A 14,035-nucleotide genomic window follows, 5' to 3' on the forward strand; every position below is an offset into this window, starting at 1 on the left:
GCCGGCGCCGCCGGTCACGATACGCACGTACAGCCAAGCGATCGCTGTACAGAGTCGCTTGACGTGCCCATGGCCGACTGATAGAGCCGCGCTCCCCGAAATGGGCTGGAGGCGCGCCGTGTTCAAGAGAGTCAGTATCTTCTCCGGCAACGCCAATTTCCCGCTTACCCAGGAAATATGTCAGGTCCTGGAGCAACCGATGGGGAAGTCGCGCGTGTCGCGCTTCTCGGACGGCGAGACGTTCTGCGTCATCCAGGAGAACGTCCGAGGCGTCGACACCTACGTCGTCCAGCCCACCTGCTCGCCGGTCAACGACAGCGTGATGGAGCTCCTGATCATGGTCGACGCGCTCCGCCGCGCCTCGGCCGGCTCCATCACGGCGGTCATCCCCTACTACGGCTATGCCAGGCAGGACCGGAAGGTCGCGCCGCGGACGCCGATCACCTCGAAGCTCGTCGCCGACCTCATCGTCGCCGCCGGGGTGAACCGGATCGTCGCGCTCGACCTGCACGCCGGGCAGATCCAGGGGTTCTTCAACATCCCGTTCGACCACCTGTTCGCGATGCCGGCGCTGCTGGAGCACCACCTCCGCGAGCACTACGGCAAGGACGTGGTCATCGTCTCCCCGGACGCGGGCGGCGTGGAGCGGGCCCGCGCCTACTCGAAGCGCCTCCAGGGCACGCTCGCGATCATCGACAAGCGCCGCGAGCGGGCGAACGAGAGCGAGGTCATGAACATCATCGGCGAGGTGGCCGGCAAGAACTGCCTCATCCTCGACGACCTCATCGACACCGCCGGCACCCTGGTGAACGCCGCCAACGCCCTGATGAAGCAGGGCGCCAGGAGCGTCGCCGCCTGCGCCACGCACCCGGTCCTGTCCGGGCCGGCGGTCGAGCGCATCAAGGACTCGCCCCTCACCGAGGTCGTGGTGACGAACTCGATCCCGCTCTCGGACGAGGCGAGGGCCTCCGGTAAATTCAAGGTCGTCTCGGTGGCGCGGCTGCTCGCCGAGGCGATCCGCCGCATCCATCACTCGGACTCGGTGAGCTCGCTCTTCGTCTGACCGGCCGCGCGCGTTCGGCGGCGGGACGCACCGGCGACGCAGGTCGCCCGCGCCCCCTCGCCAGGACACACCAAAGAACGCACAAAAGACATAAAACGCGCCCTCCGGCGACGAAGGTTCGACTTTCTCTTCTCCGTTCTGCTATAGCGCCGCACCCTACGCCGGGGCGGAACCGCGCACCGCGGACCCCCGGATCACTTCTGGAGCCGTCGTCATGGACATCATCAAGCTCAACGCCACGAGGCGCGAGGATAGCGGCAAGAGCGCGTCGAGCCGCCTGCGCCGCGCCGGACAGATTCCCGCCATCGCCTACGGGCGCGAGCTCGCGCCGCAGTCGGTCGCCATCTCGCCGAAGGCGCTCCTTCAGGTGCTCGGCTCCGACCACGGCAAGAACTCCGTGGTCGAGCTGGCCATCGAGAACGGCCAGACGCTCACCGTCATGGTGCGCGACTACGACTACCACCCCATCTCGCGGGAGCTCGTCCACGCCGACTTCATCCAGGTGAAGCTCGACCAGCCCGTCGACGTGCAGATCCCCTTCCGCTGCGTGGGCAAGCCGAAGGGCGTGGTCACCGGCGGCGTGCTCCAGCAGATCTTCCGCACGATCCCCGTGCGCTGCCTGCCGGAGAAGATCCCGTCGTTCGTCGAGATCGACGTGACCGAGCTCGACCTGGGCGACTCGTACAAGGCCAGCGGGCTGACGCTGCCGGAGGGCGTGAAGACGCTCCTCGCGGACGACCAGACGATCGCCGTCGTCAACGCGCCCGAGAAGGCTGGCCCCGAGGAAGAGGCGAAGCCCGCCGCCGGCGCGCCGGCCGCGGCCGCTGCGCCGGCCGCCGGCGCCGCTGCCCCCGCGAAGGGCGCTGCCGCCGCGGGCGGCGACAAGAAGGACAAGAAGTAACCCGGGAGCGGGCCGCCTCGCGCCTCCGCACCGCGAGGCGCGCGCGGCCCGCCCTGCCCCGCGCTCGCCTGCCTCGCCTGCCTCGCCTGTTCAATTCCAGGGACTCAGCAGAACCCGCTCGTCATGCTGCTCGTGGTCGGCCTGGGGAACCCCGGCAAGGAATACGCTGCTCACCGGCACAACGTCGGCTTCATGGCCATCGACGCGCTGGCCGACGAGGTCCGGGCGGATCCGTTCCGCGAGAAGTTCTCGGGCGTCCACGCGCGGGCAGAGATCGCCGGACAGCAGGCGATCCTGCTCAAGCCGATGACCTACATGAACGAGTCGGGGCGCAGCGTGCAGCCGGCGATGGCCTTCTTCAAGGTCGCGCCCTCCGAGCTGATCGTGCTCCACGACGAGCTCGACCTGCCGTTCGGCACGGTTCGCCTCAAGGTCGGCGGCGGGCACGCGGGGCACAACGGGCTGCGCTCGATCATCTCGCACGGCGGGACGGGCGACTTCGGGCGCGTCCGCCTCGGGGTAGGACGGCCTCCGGCGGGTTTCCGGGGCGAGGTCGCGGATTACGTCCTGTCGGGGTTCGACGCCGTCGAGCGCGCGAGCCTGCCCGACTGCTTGAAGCAAGCTGTCCAAAGTGTGCTAGAAGTCGCCGCCCGCGGCTTCGAGGCCGCGATGAACGTCCGAAACACCCGGCCCAGGCCGGGCAAGAGGCAGAAGGGCGAGGGGGATGGGTCGACGGATCCAGCCCCTGCCGCGAAGGAAGGGAAGGGTCCCCTCCCCCCGACGCAGAAGCCCTGATCCTCTACGGGACAGCCTGCCGAGCTCGCCGGTGCGTCGCTCGACAGGCTGTTCCTTTCCTCGCTCCGGGGCACCGCCCCGGGGCCATTGGCCGAGAGGGAAGACTGAATGAGCCGACAGGTAACGGCGCCCGGGCGCGCCAGAGAGTACGAAACGATCTACATCCTGCGACCCGACATCGACGCCGACGGCGCCGAGCGGATCGGGTCGCGCCTCGCCGAGGTCGTCGGCCGCGAGTCGGGCCGGCTGACCAAGGTCGAGACGTGGGGGCGCCGCCGCCTCGCGTACGACATCGCCAAGCACCGCCGCGGCGTTTACGTGTACCTGAAGTACCTCGGGGGCGGGAAGGTCGTCTCCGAGATCGAGCGCAACCTGCGCCTCTCCGACGGCGTGCTGAAGTACCAGACGGTGCTCGTGCGCAACGACGTCGAGGTCGAGGGCGTCACGATCGCCGACGATGACGTGAAGTTCGAGCGCCTCGAGCTCACGCCGCTGGAGGACGACCGCGACGATTCGCGCGAGCGCCAGCTCGGCCTGATCGAGCCGGAGCGCCGCATCGACCGGAGCTCCGAGCAGGCCCCGGCGGGCGATCTCGACGATGCCGAAGAGGCTGAGGCGGAAGGCGCCGCCGACGAGGAGGAGAGCTGAGCTATGAACGGCCGCAACAGTGACATGGGCCGCAACGGCGGCGCTGACTACGACGATCGCGACTTCGGGCGCACGCCCGACCTGAACGCCGACGCCCCCGGGCGCCGCCGCACGGGCCGGAAGCGCGTCTGCCGCTACTGCGCGGACAAGGCGCTGATCATCGACTACAAGGACCCGCAGGCGCTCAAGTACTTCATCTCGGAGCGCGGCAAGGTCGTCCCGCGCCGCATCAGCGGCAACTGCGCGCGCCACCAGCGCAAGGTGACCCTCTCGATCAAGCGCGCGCGCAACATCGCGCTCTTGCCGTTCACCGTCACGGCGTAGGAGGTCGATCATGGCAACCCACATCCATGTGGTCCTCACGGAGGACCTCCACAACGTCGGCAAGAGCGGCGAGCTCGTGAAGGTTCGCCCCGGCTTCGCGCGCAACTACCTCATCCCGCGCGGCCTCGCGGTGGGCGCCACCGCCGAGAACGTGTCCCGCATCGAGCACGAGAAGCGGGTCGCCGAGTCGCGCGCCGCCAAGACGCGCTCCGAGGCGGAGCAGCTCGCGGGCAAGCTCAACCAGGTCAAGCTCACGATCAGCCGCCCGGTCGGCGAGGGCGACAAGCTGTACGGCTCGGTCACGGCGCGCGACATCGAAGAGGCGCTCGCCGCGCAGGGCTTCAGCGTCGACCGGCGCCGCATCGAGACCGACGCGATCAAGTCGCTCGGCGCCCACCCCGTCGTGATCCGCCTCGCCCCGTCCATCACGGCGTCGGTCGAGGTCACGGTCGCCGCCAAGTAGCGCAGCGCCAGGGAGCGCGGCTCGACCCGCGCTCCCGCGCTTCCCCTCCCTTTCCAGCCGCACCCGCGCGCCCTCTTGGGCCGCGCCCGCGCGCTCCCTTGGGCCGCGCCCCCGCGCCTCCTTCGGCCGCGCCCCCGCGCCCCCTCAGCCGCGCTTCCGCCTCACCCACGCCCGCGCGACGTCGTGCCCCCGCGTCACCGCGCGCAGCATGAGCGCCGCGTCCCCCCACCGCGCTCGCTCTTCCCAGACGAGGCTCGCCAGCATCCCGGCGCAGAAGGCGTCGCCCGCGCCCGTCGGATCGTGCGGACGCACAGGGCGCGGCGCGACGGCGCGCTCGCCCCCGGGGCCGAGCAGGAGCGTCGCCCGCGCGCCATCGGTGACGACCAGCGTCGCCTCGGGGCGGAGGCGCTCGCGGAGCGCGCGCGCCGTCGTCCCCAGCACGTCGAGATCGCCTGCGCTGCACTTCACGAGGTCCGCCTGCCCGAACAGGCGGAAGCAGCCGCGCACGCCTGCGCCGGAAACCGGCGCGGCGCCGGCCTCCGCGCCGGCAACGGACGCGGCGCGCTCGGCGCGCGGCCACATCCGCGGGCGCGCGTTGACGTCGACCACGACGGCGCACCCTTCGCGGCGAGCGCTCGCGGCCGCCCGCGCGAGCGCGCCGCTCGCCCCGCGCACCGGCGCGATCCCGGTGAAGTGCACGACCCGGGTCTGCCATCGTTCCGGCAGCGCTGCAGCGAGCGCCTGCGCCTCGCTCTCGCCCTGCCTGTACCCGGCGAAGCGCGCCTCGCCGCGCTCGATCGCCACGAGCATGAGGCCTGTGCGCGCCGCGCTCAGCGAGAGCCGTCCCACGTCGATGCCGGCCGCCGCGACCTCGTCCCTCAGCCCGCGCCCCATCGCGTCGTCGCCCAGCGCGGCGCACAGCCCCGAGCGTATCCCGAGCCGGACGAGCGCCGTCGCGGTGTTCACGGCCCCGCCCCCCGGCACACGGCGCAGCAATTTCGCTTGCTCGAGCGGAATGCCTTCGGGCGCATAGAGATCCCACAGCGCTTCACCGACGCAGACCACCTCGGCGGGCTCAATCCTTGTATGGCGTGTTTTGTGATCCACAATGGCGGCTCCCCGCGATGGCTCACGCCGAGGCGCGAAGCGTCATCGCAGCTGAGTCAAGCTCGAAAAGAAATGGCGATGCGACCGGGGTTGCTCAATTTCCATACCTCGCCGCCGGCGGCGCCTCGCCGCGAGGCCCCTCGGCGGCGACCGCCGCCGAGGCCTCCGCGAAAGCGCCCGAGCAAGCCGCCGCGCCTGCCTCCGACCGTGCCTCCGCTCATGCCTCCGCTCATGCCTCCGCTCATGCCTCCGATCATGCCTCCGATCATGGAAGAGCGCCCCCTCGACGTGGAACCTGCATTGGGATGCCGACCGCACGAACGCTCACTGCAATGCAAACAGAAACCCTTCTCAGCGCTGCCCATGTTCTGGTAGACGGAAATCGACCCTGCACCCGACGCCCCGGAGGAACGTTTCCCCTCCGGGGCGTCGCCCATTTCGGCACCTGTGGAAAAGCTCGGGGCGGGATGGGGGGAATCGGTGGGGAGGAGAAGCACGGATGATGAGAATGATGGAGCGCCGCGGCCAGCGGCCTCAGAGGATCGAGCCTCCCATCGTCGCCGGACGCGTGCCGCCGCACGACCTCGACGCCGAGGCGGCGGTGCTCTCCGCCATCCTGCTGCACCGCGACGCGCTCGATCGGGTGCTCGAGATCCTGAAAGCGGACCACTTCTACAGCGAGGCGAACAGCCGCGTCTATGAGGCCGCGCAGGAGCTCGCGGCCGCCGGCACGCCCATCGACATCGTCTCGGTCGCGTCGTGGCTGCGCGACCGGGAGCGCCTCGTCCAGGTGGGCGGCGCGGCGTACCTCGCCCAGCTCGCGGACGCGACGCCCGCGGTCGCGCACGTCGCGGCCCACGCGCGGGTCGTCTACGAGAAGTGGCGCGTGCGGCAGCTCATCGCCACGTGCCAGCGCGTCGCGGCCGAGGGCTACGGCGACGTCGGGGTGGTGCAGGAGTACATCGACGGCGCGGAGCAGGCGGTCTACCAGCTCGCGCGCACGCCCCAGGGGACGGCGACCCAGCCGATCGCCCAGGTGCTCAAGGCCGCGTTCGAGCAGATCACCGCCGCCGCCGAGCGCGGCGACCGGATCACCGGCATCTCGACCGGGTACGAGAAGCTCGACGCCAAGACGGCCGGCCTGCACGACGGCGACCTCTCGATCATCGCCGCCCGCCCCGGCATGGGCAAGACGTCCTTCGTCCTGAACCTCGCCGTGAACGTGGCGTCGCCGCGCACCGTGAGCTCCCCGGGGCCCGACCAGTCGGGGCACGGCGTCGAGCGGCACGACCCCGGCTTCGGCGCCGCCGTCTTCTCGCTCGAGATGCCCCGCGAGCAGCTCGCGACACGTATGGTCTGCAGCGAGGGCCGCGTCGACGTCGGCAAGCTCCGCCAGGGCTTCCTGCAGCCCGACGACTGGCGCCGCCTGACGGAGGCCGCCTCGTTCCTGTCCACCCTGCCCATCTGGATCGACGACACGCCGGCCATCTCCCTCCTCGAGCTGCGCGCCAAGGTGCGGCGCATCCAGGCCGAGTACGACCGGCCGCCCAGCGACGGCAGCTCGGGGCGGCGCATCGGGCTCATCGTCATCGACTACCTGCAGCTCATGAAGGGGCGGGACGGCGTGGCCAGCCGCGAGCAGGAGATCAGCGAGATCTCCCGCGGGCTCAAGCAGCTCGCGAAGGAGCTCAAGGTGGCGGTCATCGCGCTCTCGCAGCTGAACCGCGCCGTCGAGACCCGGACCACCAAGGACAAGCGCCCTCAGCTGTCGGACCTCCGCGAGTCGGGCGCGATCGAGCAGGACGCCGACAACATCATCTTCATTTACCGCGACGAGTACTACAACCCGGAGACGACCAACCACAAAGGCATCGCCGAGCTCATCGTCGCCAAGCAGCGCAACGGGCCGACGGGCAAGGTGCTCACGCGGTTCACCTCCTCGTGCACCCGGTTCGACAACCTCGCGCCCGGCGACTACCCGGAGATGGCGGACGACGAGTAGGCTGCGACGCGCGACATGTCCGCCTGGTACGTCCCTGCCCTCCTCGCCGCGCTCTGCATGGCCGGTCACTACCTGATGCTGCGCGCGGCGGCAGGCCGGGTCGGAGACGCCCTTGGCGCGCTGTGCCTCGAGGGCACCGCGGCCGTCGGGATCCTCGTCTTCTTCCTCATCCGCCCTGGCGCGGAGACGCCTCCGTCGGCCCAGGGGGTGCTCTGGGCCTGCGCCGCCGGCCTGTGCATCAGCGGCGTCGCGACGCTCACCTTCATGGCGCTCCGCATCGGCGGTCCGGTGACCGCGACGGGGCCGATCGTGTTCGCCGGCGGCATCGCGATCGCCGCGCTCTTCGCGCCGCTGCTCTTCGGCGAGGTGTTCACCGCGCGCCGCGCGCTCGGCGTCGGCCTGGGGCTCGCCGCCCTCCTCGTCCTCGCCACCGAGCGCTCCTGACCCAAGGCGCGCCGCGGCCGCGCATCGGAGTCGGAAGAGGATCGATGACCCGCTCGCCCGAGTGCCCCCGCCCCCCCGGAAGCCCCGCAGGGCGCGCGGCGCGCCGCGCCCTCCGCGCGGCGCGCCTCTTCGCGCTCGCGCTCGCGCCGGCGACCTGCGCGCCGCCCGTGCAGGGCGGCAGCGTCGTCGTGTCGTCCGGCGCTGTCGAGCGCCTCGGCATGCTCTGCCGGTGGGGCCGCGGCGGCGCGGAGCAGGGCGATCTCTGCCCGAGGGACGGCGGCGCCGCGCGGCCGGCGCGCGTCCTGCGGATCACGGGGCCCGCGGACGCGCTCTCCGGTCCGCTCGCGGCGGGGCGGCCCGGCGACTACGTGCTCGAGAACGACGAGATCGCCGTGGTCGTCGATCAGCCCGGCCCCGGGGCTGGCCTCGCCGAGAGCGGCGGCAACCTCATCGACGCGGCGGACGCGCGGGCGCGCCGCGACGAGCTCGGGCAGCTCGTCACGCGGCTCGGCGCGCCGCCGCGGCAGGTGATCTACCGCGACATCACGACGGGCGGCGGCGAGGACGGCGCCGCCTGGATCGAGGCGCGCGGCGAGGTGCGCGGGCGCGATCTCGCCGGCGGCGCGCTCTCCGTCACCACCCGCTACACGCTCCGGCCGCGCGACCGGGCGGTCCTGATCACGACGTCGCTCCGGAACGACGGCGACCGCCCGCTCGAGGCGCTCGACCTCGGCGACGTCGTCCACTGGGGCGCGGCGGAGCACGTCGCGCCCGGCGCGGCGCCCGGGCTCCGCGGCGAGCACGAGGCGCCGTACCTGGCCGGCGTCGGGTCCGGCGTCGCGTACGCGCTCGCCCCGGTGGGCGGCGCGGCGGTCCGCGCGCGGAGCGGCGAAGGCTTCAGCGACGTGACGTTCGCTCGGCAGGCCGCGCTGCCGCCCGGCGGGCGCGCCGCGTACCAGCGGATCCTCGCGATCGCGCCGCGCGGCGACTCGCTCGCCGTCGAGACGGAGCTCTTCTTCCTCGGCGGCGGCGCGCCCGGCGGCGTCGCGCTCGCGCTCGTGGACGGCCGCGGCGCGCCGCTCCCGCCCCTCGCCGGCAAGGCGACGCTGACGCCGATCGCCGAGGACGGCGCCGCGCCGCCCGCCGCCGCGCTCGATCTGTGGCTGCGGACCGGCGACGGCGCGCCGCTCGCCGCCGAGGCGCCGCCCGGCCTCTACCTCGTCGGCTTCGAAGGGAGCGGCCGCCGCGCGCTGGGGAGCGCGCGGGTCCGGATCCGCGCCGGCGAGTTCGCCCCCGCGCGGCTCACGCTCTCCGGCGCCGGCCGGCTCTACCTCTCGGTGCACGAGGGCGGCGCCTCCGCGCCCGCCGCGGACCCCGATCTCCTCGGTCCGCTCGCGCCGGCGAGGGTCAGCCTCTTCGACGCCGCGACCGGCGAGGCCCTCTCGCCGCCCCGGCTCGCGCTCATGGGCGAGCTCGATGTCGCCCTTCCCCCTGGGCGAGTCCGCGTCGTCGCCTCGCGCGGGCCCGAGTACGCGCTCGCCGAGGGGACGGTCGACATCGCGGACGGCGGGACGTCGCGGCTCGATCTCACGCTGGAGCGGGTGGTCGACACGTCGGGCTACATCGCCTGCGACCTCCGGCAGCACACGGCGCGGAGCGCCGACGCGGGCGTCTCCTCGGCCGCGCGGCTCGCCTGGAACGCGGCGGAAGGCGTGGAGTGCGCGGTGGCGAGCGAGCACAACCTCGCCTCGGATCTCCAGCGGGACGTCGCCGCCCTGCGGCTCGAGACCCGGCTGCGCGCGCTCCCGGGCGTGGAGCTCACGAGCGGCCGGAGCGGCGCCGGGCTCGGGAGCCTCAGCGTGTTCCCGCTCGGCGGGGAGGCGGCCGCGCCCCGCGAGGGCGCGCTGCGGTGGGTCGACGAGACGGCGAGCGAGATCCTGCGCGAGGTGCGCGCGCTGCCCGGCGAGCGCGTCGTCCAGGTGAGCCGACAGCACGGCGGCGGCTCGCCGCTGCACGGATCCGGGGCGCCGCAGGCCGCGCCGGATCCGGGCCCGAGCCTGCTCGCGCAGATCGTCGGCGACGGCGCCGATGCCGTCGAGGTCTGGACCGGGCGCGACGCGGCCGCGCGGGACCGCGCGCTCGAGGAGCTCTGGGCGTTGCTCCGCGCGTCCCACCCGGTCACGCCGACGGCGACCAGCGACAGCCATGGGCTGCGCGGCGCGGAGGCGGGGTATCCGCGCACCTACGTCGCCGTGGCCGACGAGGATCCGGGCCGGCTCGACGTGGCCGATCTCGTCGCGGGCCTGCGGCGCCGTCGCGACGTCGTGATCACGAACGGGCCGTTCGTGACGATGCGCCTCGGCGACACCCGCCAGGGCGGCGTCGCCTCGGCGCGGCGCGGGTCCCGCGGCGGGCCGCTGTCGCTCTCGATCCGCGTCGAGCGCGCCCCGTGGGTCGACGCGCGCGAGCTCCAGGTGCTGGTCGGCGGCGTCGCGAGCGGCGCGCCGATCCCTCTGGAAGGCGCGCGCACGACGCCCGCGGGCGCGCTCCTCGACGAGATCGCGATCCCCGTCGTCCTCGGAGCCGGCGGCGGGCGACGACCGCCACGGCCCGACGCCCGCGCCGGCGCAGCGCTCGGCGACCGCGGGCCCGGGCAGAGCGCGCACGGCGCGATCTCCGTCGCCGAGGACACCTTCGTCGTCGCGATCGTCCGGGGGCGGCGCCCGCTCGAGCCGGTGCTCGCGGGGGACCCGGGCGAGATCCTCCCGTTCGCGATGACGGCGCCGCTCTGGATCGACGCCGACGGCGACGGCCGCTCCCTCGGCCGCACCGCAGCGCCGTGAGCGCGGCGAGCTCCGTGGCGCGCCGGGCACGGCAGCGCGGCCCCGCATGAAGAGGGCAGCACGCGTTGCCGCAAGCTGGCCGGCGCCTGGCCCGGCTGTGCGGCATTACGTGCAGCTGTCCAGCTTTGCTTTCCAATCGTCAAGTGCGCAAAGACGCAAGGATGTACGAAGTTTGTTCTTTTTTGCGGCTTTGCGCCTTTGCGACTTTGCGTTGAAATCTCGCTCCGGATCCCTCGCCGGACTCCTGGTGGGTGGAACCAGTACGCCCAGAGGACCGGTGGCTGGAGCTCCAAGACGACGCGAGCTGCCCACCCTTCCGATACGAGCGCACCGACGGCGCCCGTGGATCTGTACGATTGATACGGCGCCCTTGGCGCGTGCACGTCGAGAAAAGACCTGTACCAAAGGTCACGACCAGCGCCGGCGCTCGTTTGCGAGGCCGCGGATAGGTCACGACCTATCGCGGAGGATCTTTTCGGCCCCGGAGACAGGTCCCGATCTGAAGAAATGGATCTTTTCATACAAGTGCCCAGGTCGCGACCTCGCCGCCGGCTCGCGAACAGCCTCCGCCCCAGGTCGCGACCTCGCCGCCGGCTCGCGAACAGCCTCCGCCCCAGGTCGCGACCTCGCCGTCGGCTCGCGAACAGCCTCCGCCCCAGGTCGCGACCTCGCCGCCGGCTCGCGAACAGCCTCCGCCCCAGGTCGCGACCTCGCGGGGGCATCCAAACGGGCGGCCGGAGGGGATCGCTTTTCGTTTGCCTCCCGCGCGCCCGGGCAACATGGACCGCGGCGCATGCGAACCGAGCGGCTCGCCGCTGACGCGGCATCCATCGCGCGGGCCGCCGAGATCCTCCGCCGCGGGGGGCTCGTCGCCTTCCCCACGGAGACCGTGTACGGCCTCGGCGCGCGCGCCGACGACGCGCGCGCGGCGCGCGGCATCTTCGAGGCGAAGGGGAGGCCGCCCGGCAACCCGCTGATCGTCCACGTCCCCGATGTCGCGTCCGCCCGCGCCCTCGCGGACGGCTGGCCGCCGGACGCGGAGCGGCTCGCGCACGCCATGTGGCCAGGGCCCCTCACCCTCATCGTCGCGCGCCGGCCCGACCGCGTCGCCGACGTGGTCGCCGCCGGCGGGCCGACGGTCGCGCTCCGCATCCCCGTCCACCCGGTCGCGCGCGCCCTGCTCGACGCGGTCGGGCTGCCGATCGCCGCGCCGAGCGCCAACCGCTCCACCGAGATCTCGCCGACCACCGCCGAGCACGTCGAGAAGAGCCTCGGCGGGCGCATCGACGCGATCCTCGACGGCGGGCCGACCGCCGTCGGCATCGAGTCCACCATCGTCGACGTCACGCGCTCGCCCGCGCGGGTGCTCCGCCCGGGGCACGTCACGGCCGAGGCGATCGCCGCGCTCGTGCCGCTCGCGCCGCTCCAGACGACCGCCGGGCTGATCACCGCCCCGGCCGAGCGCGCCCCGTCCCCGGGGACCCACGCGCGCCATTACGCCCCCCGCGCGCAGGTCGCGCTGGTCCCCGCGCAGGACGTCCGCGGCGCGCTCGATCGCGCCGCGCGGGCCGGGTCGCGCGCAGGCGCCGTCGAGCACGGCAGCCGCACCGCGACAGGGCCGCACGCCGAGCTCCTCCCCGGCGATCCCGCCGGCTACGCCGCGGCGCTCTACGCCGCATTGCACCGGCTCGAGGACGCCGGCTGCGACGTGATCGTCATCGCCGCCGTCCCCGAGGGGCCCGCGTGGGACGCGGTGCGGGACAGGCTGACGCGCGCCTCCGCGGCCCCCTGAGCGAGCGCCGCGCGCCGCCGCCCGGCCCTGATGCCCCGCAGGTGTGTGTTCATCCCCCGAGCTGGCGGGGAGTGCTCAAATTTGCCCGAAGAAAGCTCACATGAAGGCGAGAAGGCGGGAAGATCATTGATCTTTTCTTCCCGCCTTCCCGTCTTCATGTTCAATTTTGAGCACTACCAGCTGGCGGTTTGTGGCAAATCAGGGTCGCCCGCCCGCTGGGTGAGCTACCTTCCTCGCCCCTCGTCGATCCCATGCCGGCAACGTCCCGCGCCGCCGTCCACAGCCTCGCGACCGCCCTCGGCCTCGCCGCGTCGCTCGTCGCCGCCCCCCAGCGCGCCGGCGCCAGCCTGCTCGACGAGCCGCCGAGGCGCGCGAGCTTCAACCTGAACGAGACGGTCGCGCCGGAGCTGCCGCTCCTCCGCGCCTTCCACAACGCCGCCGTCGAGCGCCCCGGGCCGTTCCGGCTCTACCTGAGCAGCGCCTACGGGAAATGGCGGCAGCAGCCGTGGTGGCAGCTCGCCTGGGGCGGCGCGCGGCCGGACGCCGCGGACGCGCTCGGCGAGCACGCGCTCGCCTCCCCTGCCCTCGGCTCCACGGCGTTCGCGAGCGCCTGGTCCCCCTTCACCCCCTTCGAGCCGCCCGGCACCCTCCACCTCGAGCCGGCCGCGCCGGCGTGGTTCCGCCAGCTCGATCCGATCCTCGGCCCGCCGGTGCTCGCGACCACGGGGCCGAGCCTCTCCTCGAACGGCTTCGATCTGCTCTGGGATCCGCCGAAGAAGCAGCCGCTCGACTGGCGTTGCCGCAGGGGCCCGGTCCGGTTCGCCCGGTACGGCGGCCAGCACGACGCCTTCGAGCTGGTGCGCTGCGACGGCTCCGTCGCGCCCGGCGCGCTGGATCGCCTGTCGATCATGGCCCGTCCGCCCGACGCGCCCGACCCGGGCGCAGAGCTCCCCGACGAGCCCGACGCCGACACCTGGCAGCGGGCGCTCGAGTGGGTGCCCCAGGTCCGCCTCGTCCACCCGCGCCTGCTCTGGCTGCTCCAGCAGATCGCCGACGCCTTCCCGCGCCGCGGGCTCCACATCTTCAGCGGGTACAGGCCGCGGGCGCCGACGACGCGCGACGCGCCGGCCGCGCGCAGGCCGACCTCCGGCACGCACCACAGCCAGCACGCCGAGGGGCGCGCCATGGACATCCTCGTGATGGGCGTCCCGAACACCGCGCTGTTCCAGTTCTGCCGCACGCTCGACGACGTGGGCTGCGGGTTCTACCCGAACAGCAAGTTCGTCCATGTCGACGTGCGCCGCCCCGGCGCCGGGCGCGTCTTCTGGATCGACATCTCCGGCCCCGGCGAGCCGTCGGAATACGTCGACTCCTGGCCCGGCGTCGTCGAGAGCGGCGGGCTCTCCTGGGGAGGCGCGCAGGGAGCGCGCTCCGGCGGGGCCACGCCTCGCTGACGTCGCCTCCCCGCGGTCGACCTCGCACCTCCACCCGCGCGACCGGCTGCTCCGCCGCGCGCTCCCGTTCCGGGGGATGGATCACGCCTCGGGGCGCGGTGACTTGCCTCCCCGAGATCGGTGTTAAGCTTGGCGTCTTCCCCCTGGGCGCGCGACGCGAGACGGGGGCGGAGCTCGGCGAGCCGAGATCTGTCCCCCG

General features: G+C 73.3%; 12 protein-coding genes. 11 read left to right on the top strand and 1 reads right to left on the bottom strand.

The features are described from left to right. The first annotated feature begins 100 nt into the window (after nucleotides 1–100). From WMF27_RS34460 to rplI, 6 genes are all read left to right on the top strand, one after another. Nucleotides 101–1,063, top strand: coding sequence for a ribose-phosphate pyrophosphokinase (locus tag WMF27_RS34460; protein WP_437764627.1), 963 nt, complete (start codon nucleotides 101–103; stop codon nucleotides 1,061–1,063). 214 nt (nucleotides 1,064–1,277) lie between these two features. Continuing rightward, nucleotides 1,278–1,964: a 50S ribosomal protein L25/general stress protein Ctc gene (locus tag WMF27_RS34465; protein ID WP_437764626.1), complete on the top strand. Its 687-nt coding sequence runs from the start codon at nucleotides 1,278–1,280 to the stop codon at nucleotides 1,962–1,964. A 123-nt stretch (nucleotides 1,965–2,087) separates the two neighbouring features. Further along, complete coding sequence (pth, locus tag WMF27_RS34470) at nucleotides 2,088–2,759, top strand: aminoacyl-tRNA hydrolase (RefSeq protein WP_437764625.1); 672 nt, start codon at nucleotides 2,088–2,090, stop codon at nucleotides 2,757–2,759. A 108-nt stretch (nucleotides 2,760–2,867) separates the two neighbouring features. Next, nucleotides 2,868–3,407 (top strand): 30S ribosomal protein S6, encoded by a 540-nt coding sequence (gene rpsF, locus WMF27_RS34475; RefSeq protein ID WP_437764624.1) that lies wholly within the window; start codon nucleotides 2,868–2,870, stop codon nucleotides 3,405–3,407. Between the two features lie 3 nt (nucleotides 3,408–3,410). Continuing rightward, a complete protein-coding gene (gene rpsR, locus WMF27_RS34480) occupies nucleotides 3,411–3,731 on the top strand; it encodes a 30S ribosomal protein S18 (RefSeq protein ID WP_437587596.1) in 321 nt (106 codons plus the stop codon). A gap of 10 nt (nucleotides 3,732–3,741) precedes the next feature. Next, nucleotides 3,742–4,194, top strand: a complete 453-nt coding sequence (gene rplI, locus WMF27_RS34485; RefSeq protein WP_437764623.1) for a 50S ribosomal protein L9 — start codon at nucleotides 3,742–3,744, stop codon at nucleotides 4,192–4,194. 144 nt (nucleotides 4,195–4,338) lie between these two features. Here rplI and WMF27_RS34490 read toward each other — a convergent pair whose 3' ends face one another. Continuing rightward, nucleotides 4,339–5,259 (bottom strand): PfkB family carbohydrate kinase, encoded by a 921-nt coding sequence (locus WMF27_RS34490; RefSeq protein ID WP_437764622.1) that lies wholly within the window; start codon nucleotides 5,257–5,259, stop codon nucleotides 4,339–4,341. A gap of 541 nt (nucleotides 5,260–5,800) precedes the next feature. Here WMF27_RS34490 and dnaB point away from each other — a divergent pair. From dnaB to WMF27_RS34515, 5 genes are all read left to right on the top strand, one after another. Further along, the gene (dnaB, locus tag WMF27_RS34495; RefSeq protein WP_437764621.1) at nucleotides 5,801–7,303 is read left to right on the top strand and encodes a replicative DNA helicase; all 1,503 of its coding nucleotides are present in this window, start codon (nucleotides 5,801–5,803) and stop codon (nucleotides 7,301–7,303) included. 15 nt (nucleotides 7,304–7,318) lie between these two features. Continuing rightward, nucleotides 7,319–7,747 carry a hypothetical protein gene (locus tag WMF27_RS34500; protein WP_437764620.1) on the top strand — a complete coding sequence of 143 codons (429 nt, stop codon included), beginning with the start codon at nucleotides 7,319–7,321 and terminating at the stop codon, nucleotides 7,745–7,747. Nucleotides 7,748–7,791: 44 nt separating this feature from the next. Then, on the top strand, nucleotides 7,792–10,590 hold the full coding sequence (locus WMF27_RS34505) for a CehA/McbA family metallohydrolase (RefSeq protein ID WP_437764619.1): 2,799 nt from the start codon (nucleotides 7,792–7,794) through the stop codon (nucleotides 10,588–10,590). A 793-nt stretch (nucleotides 10,591–11,383) separates the two neighbouring features. Continuing rightward, complete coding sequence (locus WMF27_RS34510; protein WP_437764618.1) at nucleotides 11,384–12,382, top strand: L-threonylcarbamoyladenylate synthase; 999 nt, start codon at nucleotides 11,384–11,386, stop codon at nucleotides 12,380–12,382. Nucleotides 12,383–12,633: 251 nt separating this feature from the next. Beyond that, on the top strand, nucleotides 12,634–13,836 hold the full coding sequence (locus tag WMF27_RS34515; RefSeq protein ID WP_437764617.1) for a YcbK family protein: 1,203 nt from the start codon (nucleotides 12,634–12,636) through the stop codon (nucleotides 13,834–13,836). Nucleotides 13,837–14,035 lie beyond the last annotated feature (199 nt).

This window comes from Sorangium sp. So ce281 (assembly GCF_051527395.1).
In the GTDB taxonomy this organism is placed as follows: domain Bacteria; phylum Myxococcota_A; class Polyangia; order Polyangiales; family Polyangiaceae; genus Sorangium; species Sorangium cellulosum_B.